The organism is Kitasatospora sp. NPDC091207, assembly GCF_044768625.1.
GTDB lineage: Bacteria > Actinomycetota > Actinomycetes > Streptomycetales > Streptomycetaceae > Kitasatospora.
The window spans coordinates 167605-182632 of sequence record NZ_JBIVVS010000017.1 but is presented as its reverse complement, the minus strand read 5'-3'; the positions used below and the strand labels follow the sequence as shown (position 1 = coordinate 182632).

3 protein-coding genes are annotated in these 15028 nt (G+C 76.5%); all 3 read right to left on the bottom strand.

Annotated features, from left to right (window positions below; all coding sequences use genetic code 11):
- On the bottom strand, positions 1-3838 hold a 3838-nt coding region (fxsT, locus tag ACIQTO_RS25905; protein ID WP_402392434.1), incomplete at its 3' end, for an FxSxx-COOH system tetratricopeptide repeat protein.
- Between the two features lie 203 nt (positions 3839-4041).
- Entirely contained in the window at positions 4042-6597 is a 2556-nt protein-coding gene (locus ACIQTO_RS25900) for a right-handed parallel beta-helix repeat-containing protein (protein WP_402392431.1), read from the bottom strand.
- Positions 6597-14936, bottom strand: a complete 8340-nt coding sequence (locus ACIQTO_RS25895; RefSeq protein WP_402392429.1) for a hypothetical protein — start codon at positions 14934-14936, stop codon at positions 6597-6599. The genes ACIQTO_RS25900 and ACIQTO_RS25895 overlap by 1 nt, the downstream gene beginning before the upstream one ends.
- Positions 14937-15028: the final 92 nt, after the last annotated feature.

The window sequence follows — 15028 nt, the reverse complement described above, 5'->3', positions numbered from 1 at the left end:
AGCGCGCGCCCAGGGTGTCCGGGTGGTCCGGCCCCTGGACCCGGGAGCGGTCCGCGACCAGCGCCGCGAACAGCCCGGCCGCACGCCGGTACTCGCCCGTGTCGCGGTGGGCCGAGGCCTGCCACCAGCGCGCGCCCAGGGTGTCCGGGTGGTCCGGCCCCTGGACCCGGGAGCGGTCCGCGACCAGCGCCGCGAACAGCCCGGCCGCACGCCGGTACTCGCCGGCCTCCCGGTACGCCGACGCCTGCCGCCAGCGGGTGTTGAGGGTGTCGAGGTGGTCCGCGCCCTGGACCCGCAGCCGGTCGGCGAGCAGGGCGTCGTAGAGCCCGACGGCCCGCCGGTGCTCACCGGCCTCCCGGTACGCCCAGGCCAGGCTCGCCCGGGTGTTGAGGGTGTCCGGGTGGTCCGCGCCCTGCACCCGCAGCCGGTCCGCGAGCAGTTCCTCGTACCGTGCGACGGACCGCCCGTACTCCCCGGCCTCCCGGTAGGCCCAGGCCAGACCGGCGGCGGCGTTCAGGGTGGCCGGGCGGTCGGCCCCCTGGACGCGGGTGCGGTCGGCGAGCAGCGCCGTGAACAGCTCGACGGCGCGGTCGTGCTCGCCCGCCTCGCCACTGGCCCAGGCCATCCCGGCCCGGGTGTTGAGGGTGTCGGGGTGGTCGGGGCCCTGGACGCGCAGCCGGTCGGCGAGCAGGGCGTCGTAGAGCCCGACGGCCCGTTCGTGGTCCCCGGCCGTCCGGCAGGCCCAGGCCAGGCCGGCCCGGGTGTTGAGGCTGTCCGGGTGGTCGGGGCCCTGGACCCGCAGCCGGTCGGCGAGCAGGCCTTCGAAGAGGCCGACGGCCCGGCGGTGCTCGCCGGCCTCCCGGTACGCCGAGGCGTGCCACCAGCGGGAGTTCAGGGTGTCGGGGTGGTCCGCGCCCTGGACCCGGGTGCGGTCGGCGATCAGGGCCGCGAACAGCTCGACGGCCCGGCGCCGCTCACCGGCCTCGCGGTGGGCCGTCGCCAGCCACCAGCGGGTGTTGAGGGTGACCGGGTGGTCGGGGCCCTGGACCCGGACGCGGTCGCGGACCAGGGCCTCGTAGAGCTCGACGGCCCGCGGGTGCTCCCCCGCCTCGTGGCAGGCCCGGGCCAGGCCGGAGCGCGCCTCCAGGGTGTCGAGGTGGTCGGCCCCCTGGACCCGCCGGCGGTCGGCGGCCAGCGCCTCGCACAGCTCGATGGCGCGCCGGTGTTCGCCGCCCTCGCGGCAGGCCCGGGCCAGGCTGTCGCGCTCCTCCAGGGTGTCGGGGTGGTCCGCGCCCTGGACGCGGGCGCGGTCGGCGATCAGGGCCTCGTAGAGGCCGACGGCGCGGCGCTGTTCCCCGGCCTCGTGGCAGGCCCAGGCCAGGCCGGAGCGCGCCTCCAGGGTGTCCCGGTGGTCCGCGCCCTGGACCCGGGTGCGGTCGGCGACGATCCCCTCCTGGTCGGCGACGGCCTCCCGGGCCGCCCCGGCCGTCTGCCGGGCGTACGCCAGGACGGCGCGTTCGTCCAGGGTGTCCGGGTGGTCGGGGCCCTGGACCCGGACGCGGTCGCGGACCAGGGCCGCGTAGAGCTCGACGGCCCGCCGGTGCTCCCCCGCCTCGCGGTGGGCCCAGGCCAGCGCGGAACGCGCCTCCAGGGTGTCCGGGTGGTCCGGTCCCAGGACCCGGACGTACTCGGTGGCCAGGGCCCGCAGTTCGCGCACCGCGACGGTCCGGCGGCCGGCCTCCGACCGGGCCACCGCCAGTTGGCCGCGGGCCTCCAGGGTCCGCGGGTGCTCGGCGCCCTGGGTGCGGGCGCGGTCGCGGGCGACGGACTCGTAGCCGGCCACGGCCGCGGGGTGGTCGCCGGCCACCGCGTGGGCGGCGGCGAGCCAGCTGCGGCCGGTGAGGGTGTCGGGGTGGTCCGCGCCGAGCACCCGGGCCCGGTCGGTGACGGCCTGGGTGTAGAGGGCCAGCGCGAGCCGGTGCTCGCCGACGGTCAGCTGGGCGTAGGCGAGGCTGTTGCGGCTGGACAGGACGTCGGGGTGGTCGGCGCCGAGCACCCGGGCCCGGTCGGCCAGCAGCTCCTCGAACTCCCTTACCGACGACCGGTGTTGTCCGGACACCTGGAGGGCGTAGGCGAGCCCGGCCCGGGTGGACAGGGTATCCGGGTGGTCGGCGCCGAGCACCCGGGCCCGGTCGGCCGCCACCGCCCCGAACTCCGCCACCGCGAGCGCGTGCTCCCCCGCCTTGCGCAGGGCGTGGGCCAGGGTGTGGCGGTCGCCGAGCACGGCGGGGTGGTCGGGGCCCTGTGCCCGGCTGCGCGCGGCCACCACGGCCCGGCAGAGGGCGACCGCGCGGGTCGGGTCACCCTCGCGGGCGTGCAGTTCGGCGAGTCGGCCCCGGCTGGCGAGCGTGTCGAGGTGGTCGGCGCCCAGCAGGCGGGTCAGGCCGTCGGCCACGGCGGTGACCAGCGGGATGGCGAAGATCCGCTGCTCCCGTTCGGTCAACTCCTCGGCGGCCAGCCGGTAGAGCCCGACGGTCTCCCGGGTGGGCCGCTCGGTGGGACCGGTGGCGGCCAGCTCCCGGATGTGGGGCAGCAGCGCCCGGCGGATCCGCAGGTCCGAGCTCGGCCAGAGGCGGGCCACCGCGCCGGCCAGATGGCCCTCCGCGCGGGCCCGGACCCGGCGGTCGCGGTCGGAACCGCGCAGGACGCTCTGCAGCAGGCGGTGCACGGCGACGGTCTGCGGGCCGAGGGTGATGAGGTGGTAGTCGGCCAACAGCCGCAGCGCGGAGTCCACTTCGGCGGGCCGGCGGGCGCCGAACGGCAGCAGTGCCTCGCGCGGCAGCGCCTCCGGGGCGTACCAGGCGAGCGTGCGCAGCAGGTCGACGGCGAACGGGGCGCCGGTCCGGACGGTGTGCAGGGTGGTGTGCCAGAGCCGGGCGACGGTGTCGACCGCGCTGGGCGCGGCGTCCGGGTCGGAGGGGGTGACGGTGCGCAGCAGCTCCCGGTAGGCGCCGAAGGTGACACCGGTCTGCTGGATGTAGGCGCCGGCCTGGGCGAGGGCGAGCGGGAGGTTGCCGAGTTCCTCGGCGAGGGCCCCGGCCTCGGCGCGCTCGGCCGCGTCGACGGTCTCCCCGGGGCGGGCCGTGTCGCAGAGCAGCCGGGCGGCCTGCCGCCGGTCGAGGACGTCGATGTGGACCGGGTGGATGCCCGGGTGCCAGCCGCTCGCGCAGCGGCTGGTGACCAGGTGGTGGCCGTGGCCGAGCAGCCGGCCGAGGTAGGGCGTGAGGTGGACCGGGTCCTCGGCGTTGTCGAAGACCAGCAGCCAGCCGCGGTGCGCGCGCAGCCAGGCCAGCGCCCACTCGGCCTGCTGGCTCGGCGGGGCGGTCAGGGCCCAGGACGGGTACAGGTGGACGGCGAGGTCGGCGAAGGCCTCGCCGATCTGCTCCTCGGACTCGGCGGTGATCCACCAGACCAGCGGGTGGTCGGCCGCGTGCGCGTAGGCGTAGTGGAGGGCGAGGGCCGTCTTCCCGACACCGCCGAGGCCGTGCAGGGTGGTGGCCTGGGTGACCAGGCCGCCGCCGTCCGCCAGCGCCGCGCCGATCGCCCGTAACGCCGCGTCCCGGCCGACGAGTTCGCCGGCGGGCCGGGGCGGCAGGTTGTGCGAGCCCGGCCTCGCCGGGACGGAGAGCGCCGCCGCGGCCGCCTCGGGCGGGAGCACGACCGTGCGCTGCTCGGTGTGCGGGTTGCCGCCGGTCGACGTCGGCGAGGCCGGCCCGGGCCGTTGCTCGAATGCCTCATGGTCCGCCGGCCTGCCCTCGGGCCGGGCATGCGTCGTCATGGACATCTGCACTTCGGTGCCCTACCCCCCGGTATCGACTGCCGCCCACCGTAGCGGTACGGGGTCGCGTTGTCACCGGAATCACCCACGTCGGGGCGGTTCCGGTGCCGCCGGGGGGCGGGGTCCGGGCCGGGGCCCGTCCGGCCGGTCCCGCCGGATCGGCGCGGTCCCGGCGGATCGGCGCGGGATCGGCCGGGCCGGACCTACGGGAGGTCCTCGGGCTCCAGGGCGGTGAGTTGGCCGGCGGTGGGCGCGGTGGTGAGTTCCGCCATGCGCTGGGCCTGGCGCTCGGTCATCTCCTGGAAGGTCTGCCGGGCGGAGCGGCCGTTGCCGAAGCCGGAGCCGCGCGGGATCGTCTCGAAGTGGCGCAGCAGCCGCCGTCGGGTGTCCGCGGTGAGTTCGTACCGGTGCTCGCGGGCCTGGTGGTCGACGATCGCGACCAGGTCGGGCGCGGTGTAGTCCTCGAAGAGCAGCGTGCGGGTGAAGCGGGAGGAGAGCCCGGGGTTGGAGGCGATGAAGCGGGCCATGTCGGCCGGGTACCCGGCGGCGATCACCACCACGTCGTCGCGGTGGTCCTCCATCAGCTTGACCAGGGTGGCGACGGCCTCCAGCCCGAAGTCGTGGCCGCCGCCGGCCGCCGGCACCAGGGAGTACGCCTCGTCGATGAAGAGCACGCCGCCGAGCGCCCGGGTGAACGCGGCGGCGGTGCGCGGTCCGGTGTGCCCGACGTACTCGCCCACCAGGGCGCTGCGGTCCACCTCGACCAGGTGGCCGCGGCGCAGCAGTCCGAGGGCCTTCAACAGCCGTCCGTAGAGCCGGGCGACGGTGGTCTTGCCGGTTCCGGGGTTGCCGGCGAAGACCAGGTGGCGGCTGAGCGGCGGCGCGGGGAGCCCGGCCTCCTCGCGCAGCCGGACGGCCTGCATCAGCTTCACCATGGAGTGCACGTCGTGCTTGACCCGCTCCAGGCCGACCAGGGTGCCGAGGTCGGCCAGCAGGTCGTCCAGGCTCTCCTCCGGCACGGTCTCGTCGAACGGTTCGACCGGGGCGGCGACCGCCGGCCCGGCGGCGCCCGGCGGGCCCGGGGCGGCCGGGGCCGGGAGCGCGGGGGCGGCGGGGGCCGGCGGGAGCCCGGGGTGGTCGCCGAGGTCGCACTGCTCGAAGACGGGGGCCGCGCCGGGCTCGCCGCCGAGCGCCCCGGCGCAGTCGAGCAGCCGGCAGCGCCGCAGCCGGGGGGCGGCGCCGTCGGCCAGGTGCAGCGCGGGGAAGCGGCTGCGCACCACGTCGCAGGAGGTGAACACGCCGCCGGCGCCCTCGGCGAAGTAGATGCCGTTGCGGCCGGTGTCCTCGATCCGCAGTCCGCCGACGACCGGCCGGGCGCCCGTCCACACCACCACCCCGGAGCCGGTGCTGCCCTCCACCGAGCCGCCCTCGACCCGGGCGTCGGAGCCGGCGTCCAGCAGCAGGCCGGCCGCGCCCGCCCCGGCGACCCGGTTGCCGACCAGGACGGCGCTGCCGCCGGTGCCGATCTCCAGCCCGGCCCGGGTGGTCGTGGTGACGGTGGAGTGCTCGATCCGGGAGCCGGTCGGGGAGGTGACGGCGATGCCGGTGTGGGCGGCGGCGATCCGGCAGCCGGTGACGGTGGCGCGGGCCTGCCCGGTGACCGCCACGCCGGTCATGGCGACGCCGGTGACGGCGCAGTCGGTCAGGGCGGCGTCCGCCTTCCCGGCCAGGTGGACGCCGTGCTCGGCGCCGCCCCGCACCCGGCAGCCGGTGAGGGCGGCGCCGGCCTCGTCGGAGAGGTGGACGGCGCTGAACGCGCAGTCGTCCAGCCGGCAGTCGGTGAGTTCGGCCCGGGCGTGGTCGGTGGCCAGCAGGCCGTTGGCGGCGGGTGCGGCGACCGTGCAGCCGTCGGCGGAGAGCCGGCCGTCGTCCTGGACGACCAGGGCGCTGGCGGCGGCCCGCAGGATCCGGCAGTCGACGAGCTGGGCCGAGGCCGAGCCGGTGACGTGCACGCCGGCCGCTCCGGCCGCCTCGATCCGGGTGGTCTCGACGACCGCCCCGGCGCCGTCCTCCAGCAGCAGGCCGGCCCGGCCGGTGCCGTGCAGCACGGAGTCGGCGAGCCGGAGCCCGGAGCGTCCGCGCAGCCGGATGCCGGAGCCGGTGACGGACTCCAGCCGGAGCCGGACGGCGTCCAGCCGGGCCGTCCCGGAGAGCACGGCGCCGGTGCCGTCGGTGTCGGCGATCACGGTGGACTCGGCCCGGACCCGGGCGCCGCCCGACAGCCGCAGGGCGGCCAGCCGGGAGCCGTGCAGCCGGCAGTCCCGCAGCAGCACGGCCGAGCTGCCCTCCTCGCCGTCGCCGGTCCGCGCCCCCGGCTCGGGGCCGTCCGGCCCGTGGACCTCGATCCGGCCGCCGCGGACGGTGCAGTGGGCCAGCACCAGCCCGGCGCCGGGGGTGACGGTGACGGCGGGCTCGCCGGGGTCGGCGCCCTCGATGTCCAGGCTGCGGACCAGGCAGTCCGGTCCCCGCACGGTGAGCGCGGGGCCGCCGCCGGGCGGGGCGGCCAGCAGGACGGTGCCGGTGCCCTGTTCGGCGACCAGCACGACCCGCCTCGGGAGTTCCAGCGACTCCTCGTAGCGGCCGGGGGCGACCACCACCGTGTCGCCGGGCAGGGCGGCCCGCAGGGCGTCGGCGATCAGGCGGTGGACGCCCCGGCCGCGCGGGCCGACGGCGTGGATCCGGTGTGTCCGGTGGTGCATCAGGGCTGTTGTCCTTGCTGCGGTACGGGGGCGGGGGTGAGGACGGGGGCGGGGACGGGGACGGGGACGGGCTTGGGCACCGGCGCCGGGTTGCGGTACCACGAGGGGTTGATGCCGGCCCGGTAGGCGTTGGTCAGCCAGAGCGAGGTGACCGACTTCTCGAAGATCTTGAACGGCAGCTGGATCCAGAACTCGGCGAAGCCCTGCCGGTGGAAGAACCGGCTGCCGCCGCCCATGATCACCGCGTTCTTGGCGAGCGCCGCGCTGCTCGCCGTGGTCAGCCCGGCCAGGCCCGCGATGCCGCCGTCCAGGAAGGCGTCCATCCCGCTCAGCACATGGGTCTTGCCGTCGGCCCCGGTGACGCCCCAGACGGCGGCGTTCATCGAGCCGTTGACCCAGCCGACCACACCGCCCAGGGCCGCGTTGTAGAAGAAGTCGTAGGTGCCGCCGCGCCAGCGGGTCGGGGTCTCGTTGCCCGCCCACTCGTTGGCCCAGTGCTTGTCGTGGTTGTTGGGCCGGCGCATCTCGTGCTTGCCGCCGTCCACGTTGCCCAGCACCGACTTCGGCCCGCCGACGGCGGAGCCGCGCAGCTCGTGCATCCCGGTCGAGACCAGGCTCTTGACACCGGCCCCGACGGCCGCGTTCGCGAAGGACTTGAGCGCGTCCTTGCCGGTGAACGGCTTGTTGTTGACGGCCGCGACGATGCCGTTGACGGCCAGGTTGGCGGCGAACTCCAGGACGAACTCCTGCCCGAACTCCAGCGCGACCTTCTTCGCCAGCACCTTCCAGTACGGCTGGTAGAGCGCCTCGCCGAGCGGCACGATCCCGTGGTTCGCGGCCGGCAGGCCCGGTACCCCGTCCAGCGCGTTCTGCAGCCGCGGCACCCGGATCTCGACCGAGTCGCCCCAGGGCAGCCGGTTGGCCTCGCGGATCCGCCGGCCGAAGCCGCGGATCTCGGTGAGCGGGCCGCGGAAGTCGTACTCGTTGCCGGTGACCCGGAACCGGCCGCCGGGGGCCGTCTCCCAGACCAGGCCGCTGTCGGTGCGCTGCGCGATGATGTGGTTGTTGCCGTCGTAGCGGCGCCACTGGCCGCGCCAGGCGTCCTTCTCCAGGAAGGTGCCGTCGCCGAGCGGCTTGCGCTCGCGGACCACCGCGCCGTGGTCGAACTCCTTCCAGGCGCCGGCCGGGTGCGGCGCGCCGTTGCCCTGGACGTACTCGCGCACCCGCAGCGGGCCGTCGCCGAGCGCCAGGTGCGGGGGCACCTCGCGGACGGTGAGGGCCGGGCCGCCGCCGGCCGGGCGGAACTCGTCCCGGAAGTGCCGGGTGCCGGCCCGCCACTGGTCGTCCCAGGTCCGGGTGGTGCCGTTCCACCAGCGGCGGACCTGCTGGCCGGCGCCGTAGTCGACGGCGGCGCCGTCCGGCCCGTACTTGCGGGTGAACCAGCGCTCCCCGCCGCCCACCGGGTCGACGCCCCGCCAGGAGTCGGCGTACCGGCCGCCGTCGAGCATGTTCCGCTCGCGGACCAGCGCGCCGTCGGCGTCGAAGTCCCGGAAGGAGTCGTCCCAGGGCAGCCGCGGGTCGTCGGAGCCGCGGAACACCATGCGGCGGCCGCCGACCGGGTTGCCCAGGTGGTCGGTGCCGGTCCAGCGCCACTCGGCGGAGTCCGGGCGGCCGGTGCCGGTGATCCGGGTGACGTTGCCGTGCGCGTCGCTCCAACTGTCGTGGGTGCCGGTGAGGTTGCCGTGGGGGTCGCGCTGCACCCAGGGGTCGGCCGACCGGGCGTGGACCTGCCCGGTCGCCGGATCGACCCGCGGCGGCACCCGGTACTCGCGCACCGAGCCGTCGGGGAAGCCCTCCCGGGCCACCCGCCAGTCGTTGCCGCCCGGCGCCTGGAAGCGGTCCTGCCAGATCGGGTGGTGCGCGCCGCCGCCGGCCGGCGGGGTCAGCTCGGCCCGGTAGCCGGCTCGACCGGGCTCCTCCCAGGGGATGTGCGCGGGGTTGGTCGGCGGATGGGGCGGCGGGGTGGCGTGGTCACCGACCTTGAGCGTGGCGCCGCTGTGCAGCTTCCCCGTGGAGCGGACGAACCGGCCGTCCGCGGCGAGGTCGACCACGCTGCTGTCCATGCCCACGTAGCGCAGGCCGCCACCGGGGTTCACCCCGCCGGTCTTGTTCCACAGGAAGGTCTGGAAGCGGGTGTCACTGCCCAGGTGGCGGACGGAGCCCTGCGGCGCCCCGCCGAGCCGGTCGCGCACCCAGAGCGGCGGGCGCTGCTCGGACCAGCGGGTCGTGGTCACCACCCCCTGGTCGGTCGTCAGGACTTCGCGCTTGCCGACCTCCTTGCCGTGCGGGGAGTGCCGCTCCCAGGTCTGGCCGACCCCGTTGCGCCAGGTGTACTCCTGGAAGTGCCCGGCCTTGTCCGGCCCGTGGCCCATCCCCCACTGCTTCTGGACGACGGTGTTGGTGCCGTCGCCGAGCCGGTCCGTCCAGCCGCTGTCCCGGTGCTGGGTGCGCGGGCCGTGCCCGAGCTCCACCCCGGCGCCGTCGAAGCGGTGCCAGGTCCAGGAACGGTCGGCGCCGCGGACGGCGAAGGTGTGGCCGGTGACGCCGCCGGTCTTCTGCAGCCCGTCGCGGTACTGGTGGACGGTGGTGCCCCGGTGGTCGACGTCCCGCCAGCCGAAGCCGGAGGTGTCGTAGCGGCGGGTACCGTGGTTGGCCAGCCCGCCGGCGCCGTCCCACTGCGCCCAGGCGGTCCGGCGGTTGAGGTCGCCGAAGGAGATCGTGTCGGTCCGCCGGAAGGCGTCCAGGACTCCGCCACCGGACAGCATCCGCCGTTCGAACACCTCCACCGGCGCGTAGGTGGCGGACATCAGCCGGATCCGGTTGCCGCCGCCGGTGATCTCCACCCGGCCGTGGTGGAACGCGCCGGTGCCGGCCGGCGGCGGGGTGGCCGCGGCCGGGTGCGGCGTCCGCTGCCAGGTGGCTCCCCCGGCGGCGGTGTGGTCGATGACGTACTGGTGGTCGGTGCGGCGGCCGGCGTCCACCACGTTGAAGCCCTGGCGGGTGACGGCGCCGCCGTTCGGCGCGTGGACGGTGAACTCGCCGTCCCGGGGGCCGCCCGGGCGGTCGAAGGACACCTGCAGCCCGCCGTCCGGCCGCACGGTGACGGTCCGTTCGGGCACCCGGACGCCCGCCGGGTTCTCCAGGTGGCCCGGACCGGCGACGGCGCCGGGGGCGGGCTCGGGGACGACCGCGAAGGTGCCGTTCGGGTGGCCGTCGGGGCCCTGCAGCCCGGTGCCGGTCTCCAGTCGCGAACCGTCCCCGCCGTACCGGACGAAGTCCCCGCCCGCGGTGGTGTCGGTGATCTGGTGCCCGCCACCGGGCCGGTCCACGGCGGTGAGGTGCGGGAGCGGGGTCCCGGCCGCGTCCACGACCTGCAGGGTGCGCGGGCCGCCGGGCGGGGTGTGCGCCACCACCCACTCGTTCAGTGGCGCGCCGCCGGGGCCGTGCAGCCTGGTCCCGTCGTCGACCAGCCGCCCGGCGTCGTCGAAGACCCGGTACCCGCCGGCCGGGTCGACGACCCGGAACCCGGTGCCCTCCGGGGTGACGACCAGCCGCGGGTCCGGGTGGAAGCCCGCGTCCGTCCACTGGAAGGCCAGCGGATGGACCGGGCCGCCGGCCGGGCGCTCCAGATGCCCCAGCGGCCGACCGGTGCTGTCGAGCAGCTGCTGCCCGTCGACCTGGAGGATGCCGTCCGCGCCGTGCCGCTCGTACCGCAGGCCGCCGCCGGGCGTGAGGGGCGGCTGCTCGACCCGGAAGCCGCCGCCCGGGTGGGCGATCACCCGCTCGGGCAGCGGGGTCCCGGCCGCGTCGGTGAGGACGTGGCCGCCACCCTGCGGCACCGCGAAGTGCGCCCCGCGCAGGCCGGCGGCGTCGCCGAGCGCGATGCCCTGCTCGCCGAAACCGCCCTGCGGCGTGTAGCGGGTGGACACCCCGGACCCCGGATCGGTCACCCGCCACCCACCGGCCGGCAGCGGATCGGCCGTCAGACCGCTCGGCCGGCCGAGATCGTCGGTCAGGCGATGAGGAGCGCCGTCGGTGAGGAAGTGAACGCCCCGCACACCGTTGACATCCGCCAACGCCAGACCGCTCTCCACCTGCAGACCGTCACCGCCGTACCGCACCGAACGACCGGTCCCGAGGTCGGTCAGCCGCACCGTGCCGTCCGCCAGCGTGGTCACCGGCTGCGGCAACCGCGTACCGGCCGCGTCGGTGAGCACGTGACCGCCGCCCTGCGGGACCACGAAGTGCGCCCCCCGCAGGCCGGCGGCGTCGCCGAGCGCGATGCCCTGCTCGCCGAAACCGCCCTGCGGCGTGTAGCGGGTGGACACCCCGGACCCCGGATCGGTCACCCGCCACCCACCGGCCGGCAGCGGATCGGCCGTCAGACCGCTCGGCCGACCCAGCGCGTCCGTCAGGCGGTGCTGGGCGCCGTCGGTGAGGAAGTCGACGCCCCGCACACCGTTCACGTCCGCCAGCGCGAGACCGCTCTCCGCCTGGAGGCCGTCACCCCCGTACCGCACCGAACGGAACGTCACGGGATCGGTCAGCCGCACCGTGCCGTCCGCCAGCGTGGTCACCGGCTGCGGCAACCGGGTACCCGCCACGTCGGTGAGCACATGACCGCCACCCTGAGGGACCACGAAGTGCGTCCCCCGCAGACCCGCCCCGTCGCCGAGCGCCAGGCCCTCCCCCTGGAACCCGCCGTCGGGGTCGAACCGGACCGAGCGGCCGGTGACGGGGTCGGTGACCCGCAGGCCGGCCCCGCCGTTCAGCACGGTCAGGTCGTGGCCGCCGGCGTTGCCCAGCGAGCGGGTGACCACCCCGTTGTCGTGGCCGAGGAGCAGCACCGGCCCCAGCGGCACGCCGCCCGCGGTCAGCAGCGGACGGCCCTCCTCGACGAACTGTCCGCCGTGGTCGAAGCCGCGGTGTCCGCCGGTCACCGGGTCGCGCAGGTCGAAGCCGCCGCCCGGGCGAGGGTGGACGTCGAGCCCCACGACGCCGTCGACGTCGTGCACCTGGTACGTCGGGTGGCCCTGGCCGTCGAAGTCGATGTGCACGTGCTGCCCGACCGGTGCGCCGTCCGGGCCGGCGAGCGGGAGGTCCTCGGCCACCAGCCGGCCGGTTCCGTCGTAGCTCTGGGTGCTGCCGAGATGGGCGTTGTGGACGTCGAAGCCGCCGCCGGGGCGGGCGATCGGGCGCAGCGTCGGGTCCGGCACGTCGTGGGCGTCCAGCACCCGGTGGACCTGCCCGCCGTTGGCGGTGGTGGTCTCGATCCGCCAGCCGTTGGGGCCGCCCACCGCGCTGTCGGTCAGGGTGAGCACGACGGGCTGCGGTGCGGGCTGCGGCTGGACGTGCGGCTGCGGCGCGACCTGCGGCTGGACGTGCGCCGGTGGGACGCCGCCGCCGGTCTCGGCACCGCCGAGCAGCCGGGGGCGCTCGCGCAGGCTGTCGGCGGTGAGCCGGGCGAGGTCCTGGTCCATCCGGGCCGGGTCGACGCCGAGCGCGGCGAGCCGGTCGAGGGTGTCGTCGAGGCGCTGGGCGGCGGCGTCCACCGAGGCCTGGGCGTGGATCACCACCGGGCTGGGCCGCGAGCCGGAGCCGGGGCGGGCATGCAGGTCGGACAGCAGCCGGTCGGCCCGGCCGAACTCGTGGCGGGCCAGGGTGAGATCGGCCCAGGCGTCGAGGCGGGCCACCCGGCCCGGGTCGTCGGCCTGGCCGAACAGGGCGACCACCCGGTCGCTCTGCTCGCGCCAGAGCCGGTCGAGCTGGGCGCCGGTCAGCCGCTCGGGGCCGGCGCCGTGCGGGAGTCCGGTGCCGCCGGCGGTGTGCGCCGGCGGCGTCGGGGCCGCGGTGAGGACCACCGGGGCCGGGGCGTGACCGGTCGGGGTGTGCGGGGTCGGCTGGTGCACGGCCGGCGTCTGCACGGAGGGGCTCTGCACGGTCGGCGCATGGACGGCCGGCGTCTGTACGGCCGGGGCATGGACGGTCGGCGTCTGCACGGTCGGGGCCTGGACCAGGGACGTCGGCGACTGGGTTCGGGCCAGGGCGCCGGTGTCGAGCAGGCCGAGGGCGTCGTCCACCCGGCCGACCGCCCCCGTGGCGGGCGGGGTGACGGTGTGCACGCCGGGCAGCACGACCGGCGGGGCGACGGTCACCCTGGGCGGGGCGAACTCGGAGAGGTGCAGGTTGACCTGATGGGCCGTCAGGGCGTTCCGGCTGTGCTCGCCGAGGTGGCCGCCGGTGCCGAAGACGGGGGAGTCCGCCCGGTTGATCGGGGAGCCGGTGGCGAGCAGGTCCAGCGCGCCGTGCAGCTGCGCGCCCGGAGTGCCGACCGTGCCGAGGCCGGGGACGGACGCGCCCGGCACGGTGATGCCGGGGGTGAGGCCGCCGCTGTGCTGGAGCACGGTCGGCGGGTGCAGGTGGGTGGTCGGGGCCAGCTGGGTGGTCGTGGCCGAAAGGTCTGCGGTGTGCACGGCGGGCACGTGCGGGGTGACGGTGTGCACGGCGCCCGTGCCGATCGTGCCCACCCCGGTGGCCGGCTGGTGCAGGCCGATCGTCTGGGTCTGCACCGACGGCAGGTGGACGGCGCCGGTCCCGGCGCCCGTCGTGACGTCCGCGAGGTGGACCGGGGCCGGCTGCACACTGCCGAGCGTGCCCGGCAGGTGCAGGCCGGCGGGCGTGCCCGCGTGCACGCCCGCCCCGGTCCCGAGGCCGCCCGGGTGGGCACTGACGCCGAGGCCGGTGTCCAGGTGGAGGCCGCCCGGGGTGACGGTGAGGTTGCCCCAGTCGCCCATCCGGACGGAGTGCAGCTCGCGGACCGGGATGTCGAGCAGGGCGTCCAGTTGGCGCACGGCGTGCGGCGCGAACGAGAGCTGGTCGGTGAGGCCGGAGTGCACGCCGAAGGTCGGCGGCCGGGAGAAGGAGAGCCCGAGGCCGCCGGGCTCCAGGTGCGGGAGGTCCAGGCCGCGCGGTCCGGCCCAGTCGCCCAGCCGGACCTTCGCGAGGTCGGCGCGCGGCAGGTCGACCAGGGCGTCCACCTGGTGCAGCGGCGGCGGGACGGGGATCGCCGCGGCCGTGCGCCCGGCGGTGCCCAGCAGCGGCGCCCCGAACCGGAACTTCCCGAGCACACCGCGCTCGAAGAAGCCGATCCGCAGGGCGCCGCGCAGCCCGAACTGCCCGATCTCGGCCGCGTCGACCGGCAGGAACAGCCGCAGCCACTTGGTGCCGCCGAGCTCGGCCCGGGCGAAGTTCCAGGTCCCGGTACCGATCCGGCCGAGGCCGGCGGGCAGGCCGCGGACCAGGCCGGGCAGGCTCTTGATGCCCTGGATGACGGCGAGACCGCCGGCGCTGAAGGTCACGCCCGCCAGGTGCGGCAGGTTGGTGATCGTGCTCTTCACCCAGAGACCGCCGGACTTGATCCAGCTACCGGTGATCCTGGCGAGGTCCCACAGGCCCGGCAGGAACCGGAAGCCGTGCAGGCCGCCGCCGGTGAACACGCCGCGGAAGAAGTTGCTCACCGTCTGGCCGACGCTCTTGATCCCGGCCCAGGTGAACTTGGCCCCGGCGCTGATGAGTTTGAGCAGCGGGATGCCCTTGGTGGTCGGTGCGATCATGCCGAGGCCGGAGAGGAAGAGGTCCAGTGCGCTGGCCTTGCCCTGGGCGAAGTCGACGGCCGTCTTGACGAAGATCGCGAGGTTGGCGCCGATGGCGATCAGCGCGATCGGGCCGCCGAAGACCAGCGCGGGCAGGATCAGCGCGATGGCCAGCCACTGGAAGGCCTCCCAGAACAGGTCGCAGTCGGAGACCGGCTGCTTGATCCCCCGGGCCGCGCTGCTGAGCGCGCTGCCGGCCGTCCGGCCGGCCTCGTCCTGGGCCGTGCCGGCCTGCCGGGCCGTGCTCGCCAGCTCGGTCAGCCGGGAGTCGTCCTTGGCCAGGCCGCGCCCCTGGGAGAGCGCGTTGTCCGCGCGCCACTGCTGGTCGCGCACCACACCCGCGTAGGTGGTCAGCGCCCGGGCGGAGTTCTCGAAGGCGTCGGCCACCGACTGGACGAAGCCGCGCAGCGGGCCGCTGATCTTGTCGCGGAGCGCGTCGGCGGTCTGCCCGACGAACGCGCCGTCACCGGTCTTGTTGAGCACCGCGTCCAGCGCGTCGTCGATCTCCCGGGCGACCCGGCCGAGGTCGGCCAGCGAGCGCTGCACCTCGTCCATCCGGTCCGGGTCCCCCGGCGTGGGGTCACCGCTCAGGCCGATCGCGGTCCAGTCGGTCGGACGCTGAGCCATCCCGGGTCCTCTCCGTACGCGGCCTCGCGGTGGGGCGCTGCCCGCCGCGCGCGGAACGCTCCCGCCCGACCACGGCCGGACGGCCCCGGCGG

What these genes read in the sequence shown, in the direction of transcription:
- ACIQTO_RS25900 (WP_402392431.1), bottom strand. Translation starts at nt 6,597, where the DNA reads ATGCACCACCGGACACACCGGATCCACGCCGTCGGCCCGCGCGGCCGG.
- ACIQTO_RS25895 (WP_402392429.1), bottom strand. Translation starts at nt 14,936, where the DNA reads ATGGCTCAGCGTCCGACCGACTGGACCGCGATCGGCCTGAGCGGTGAC.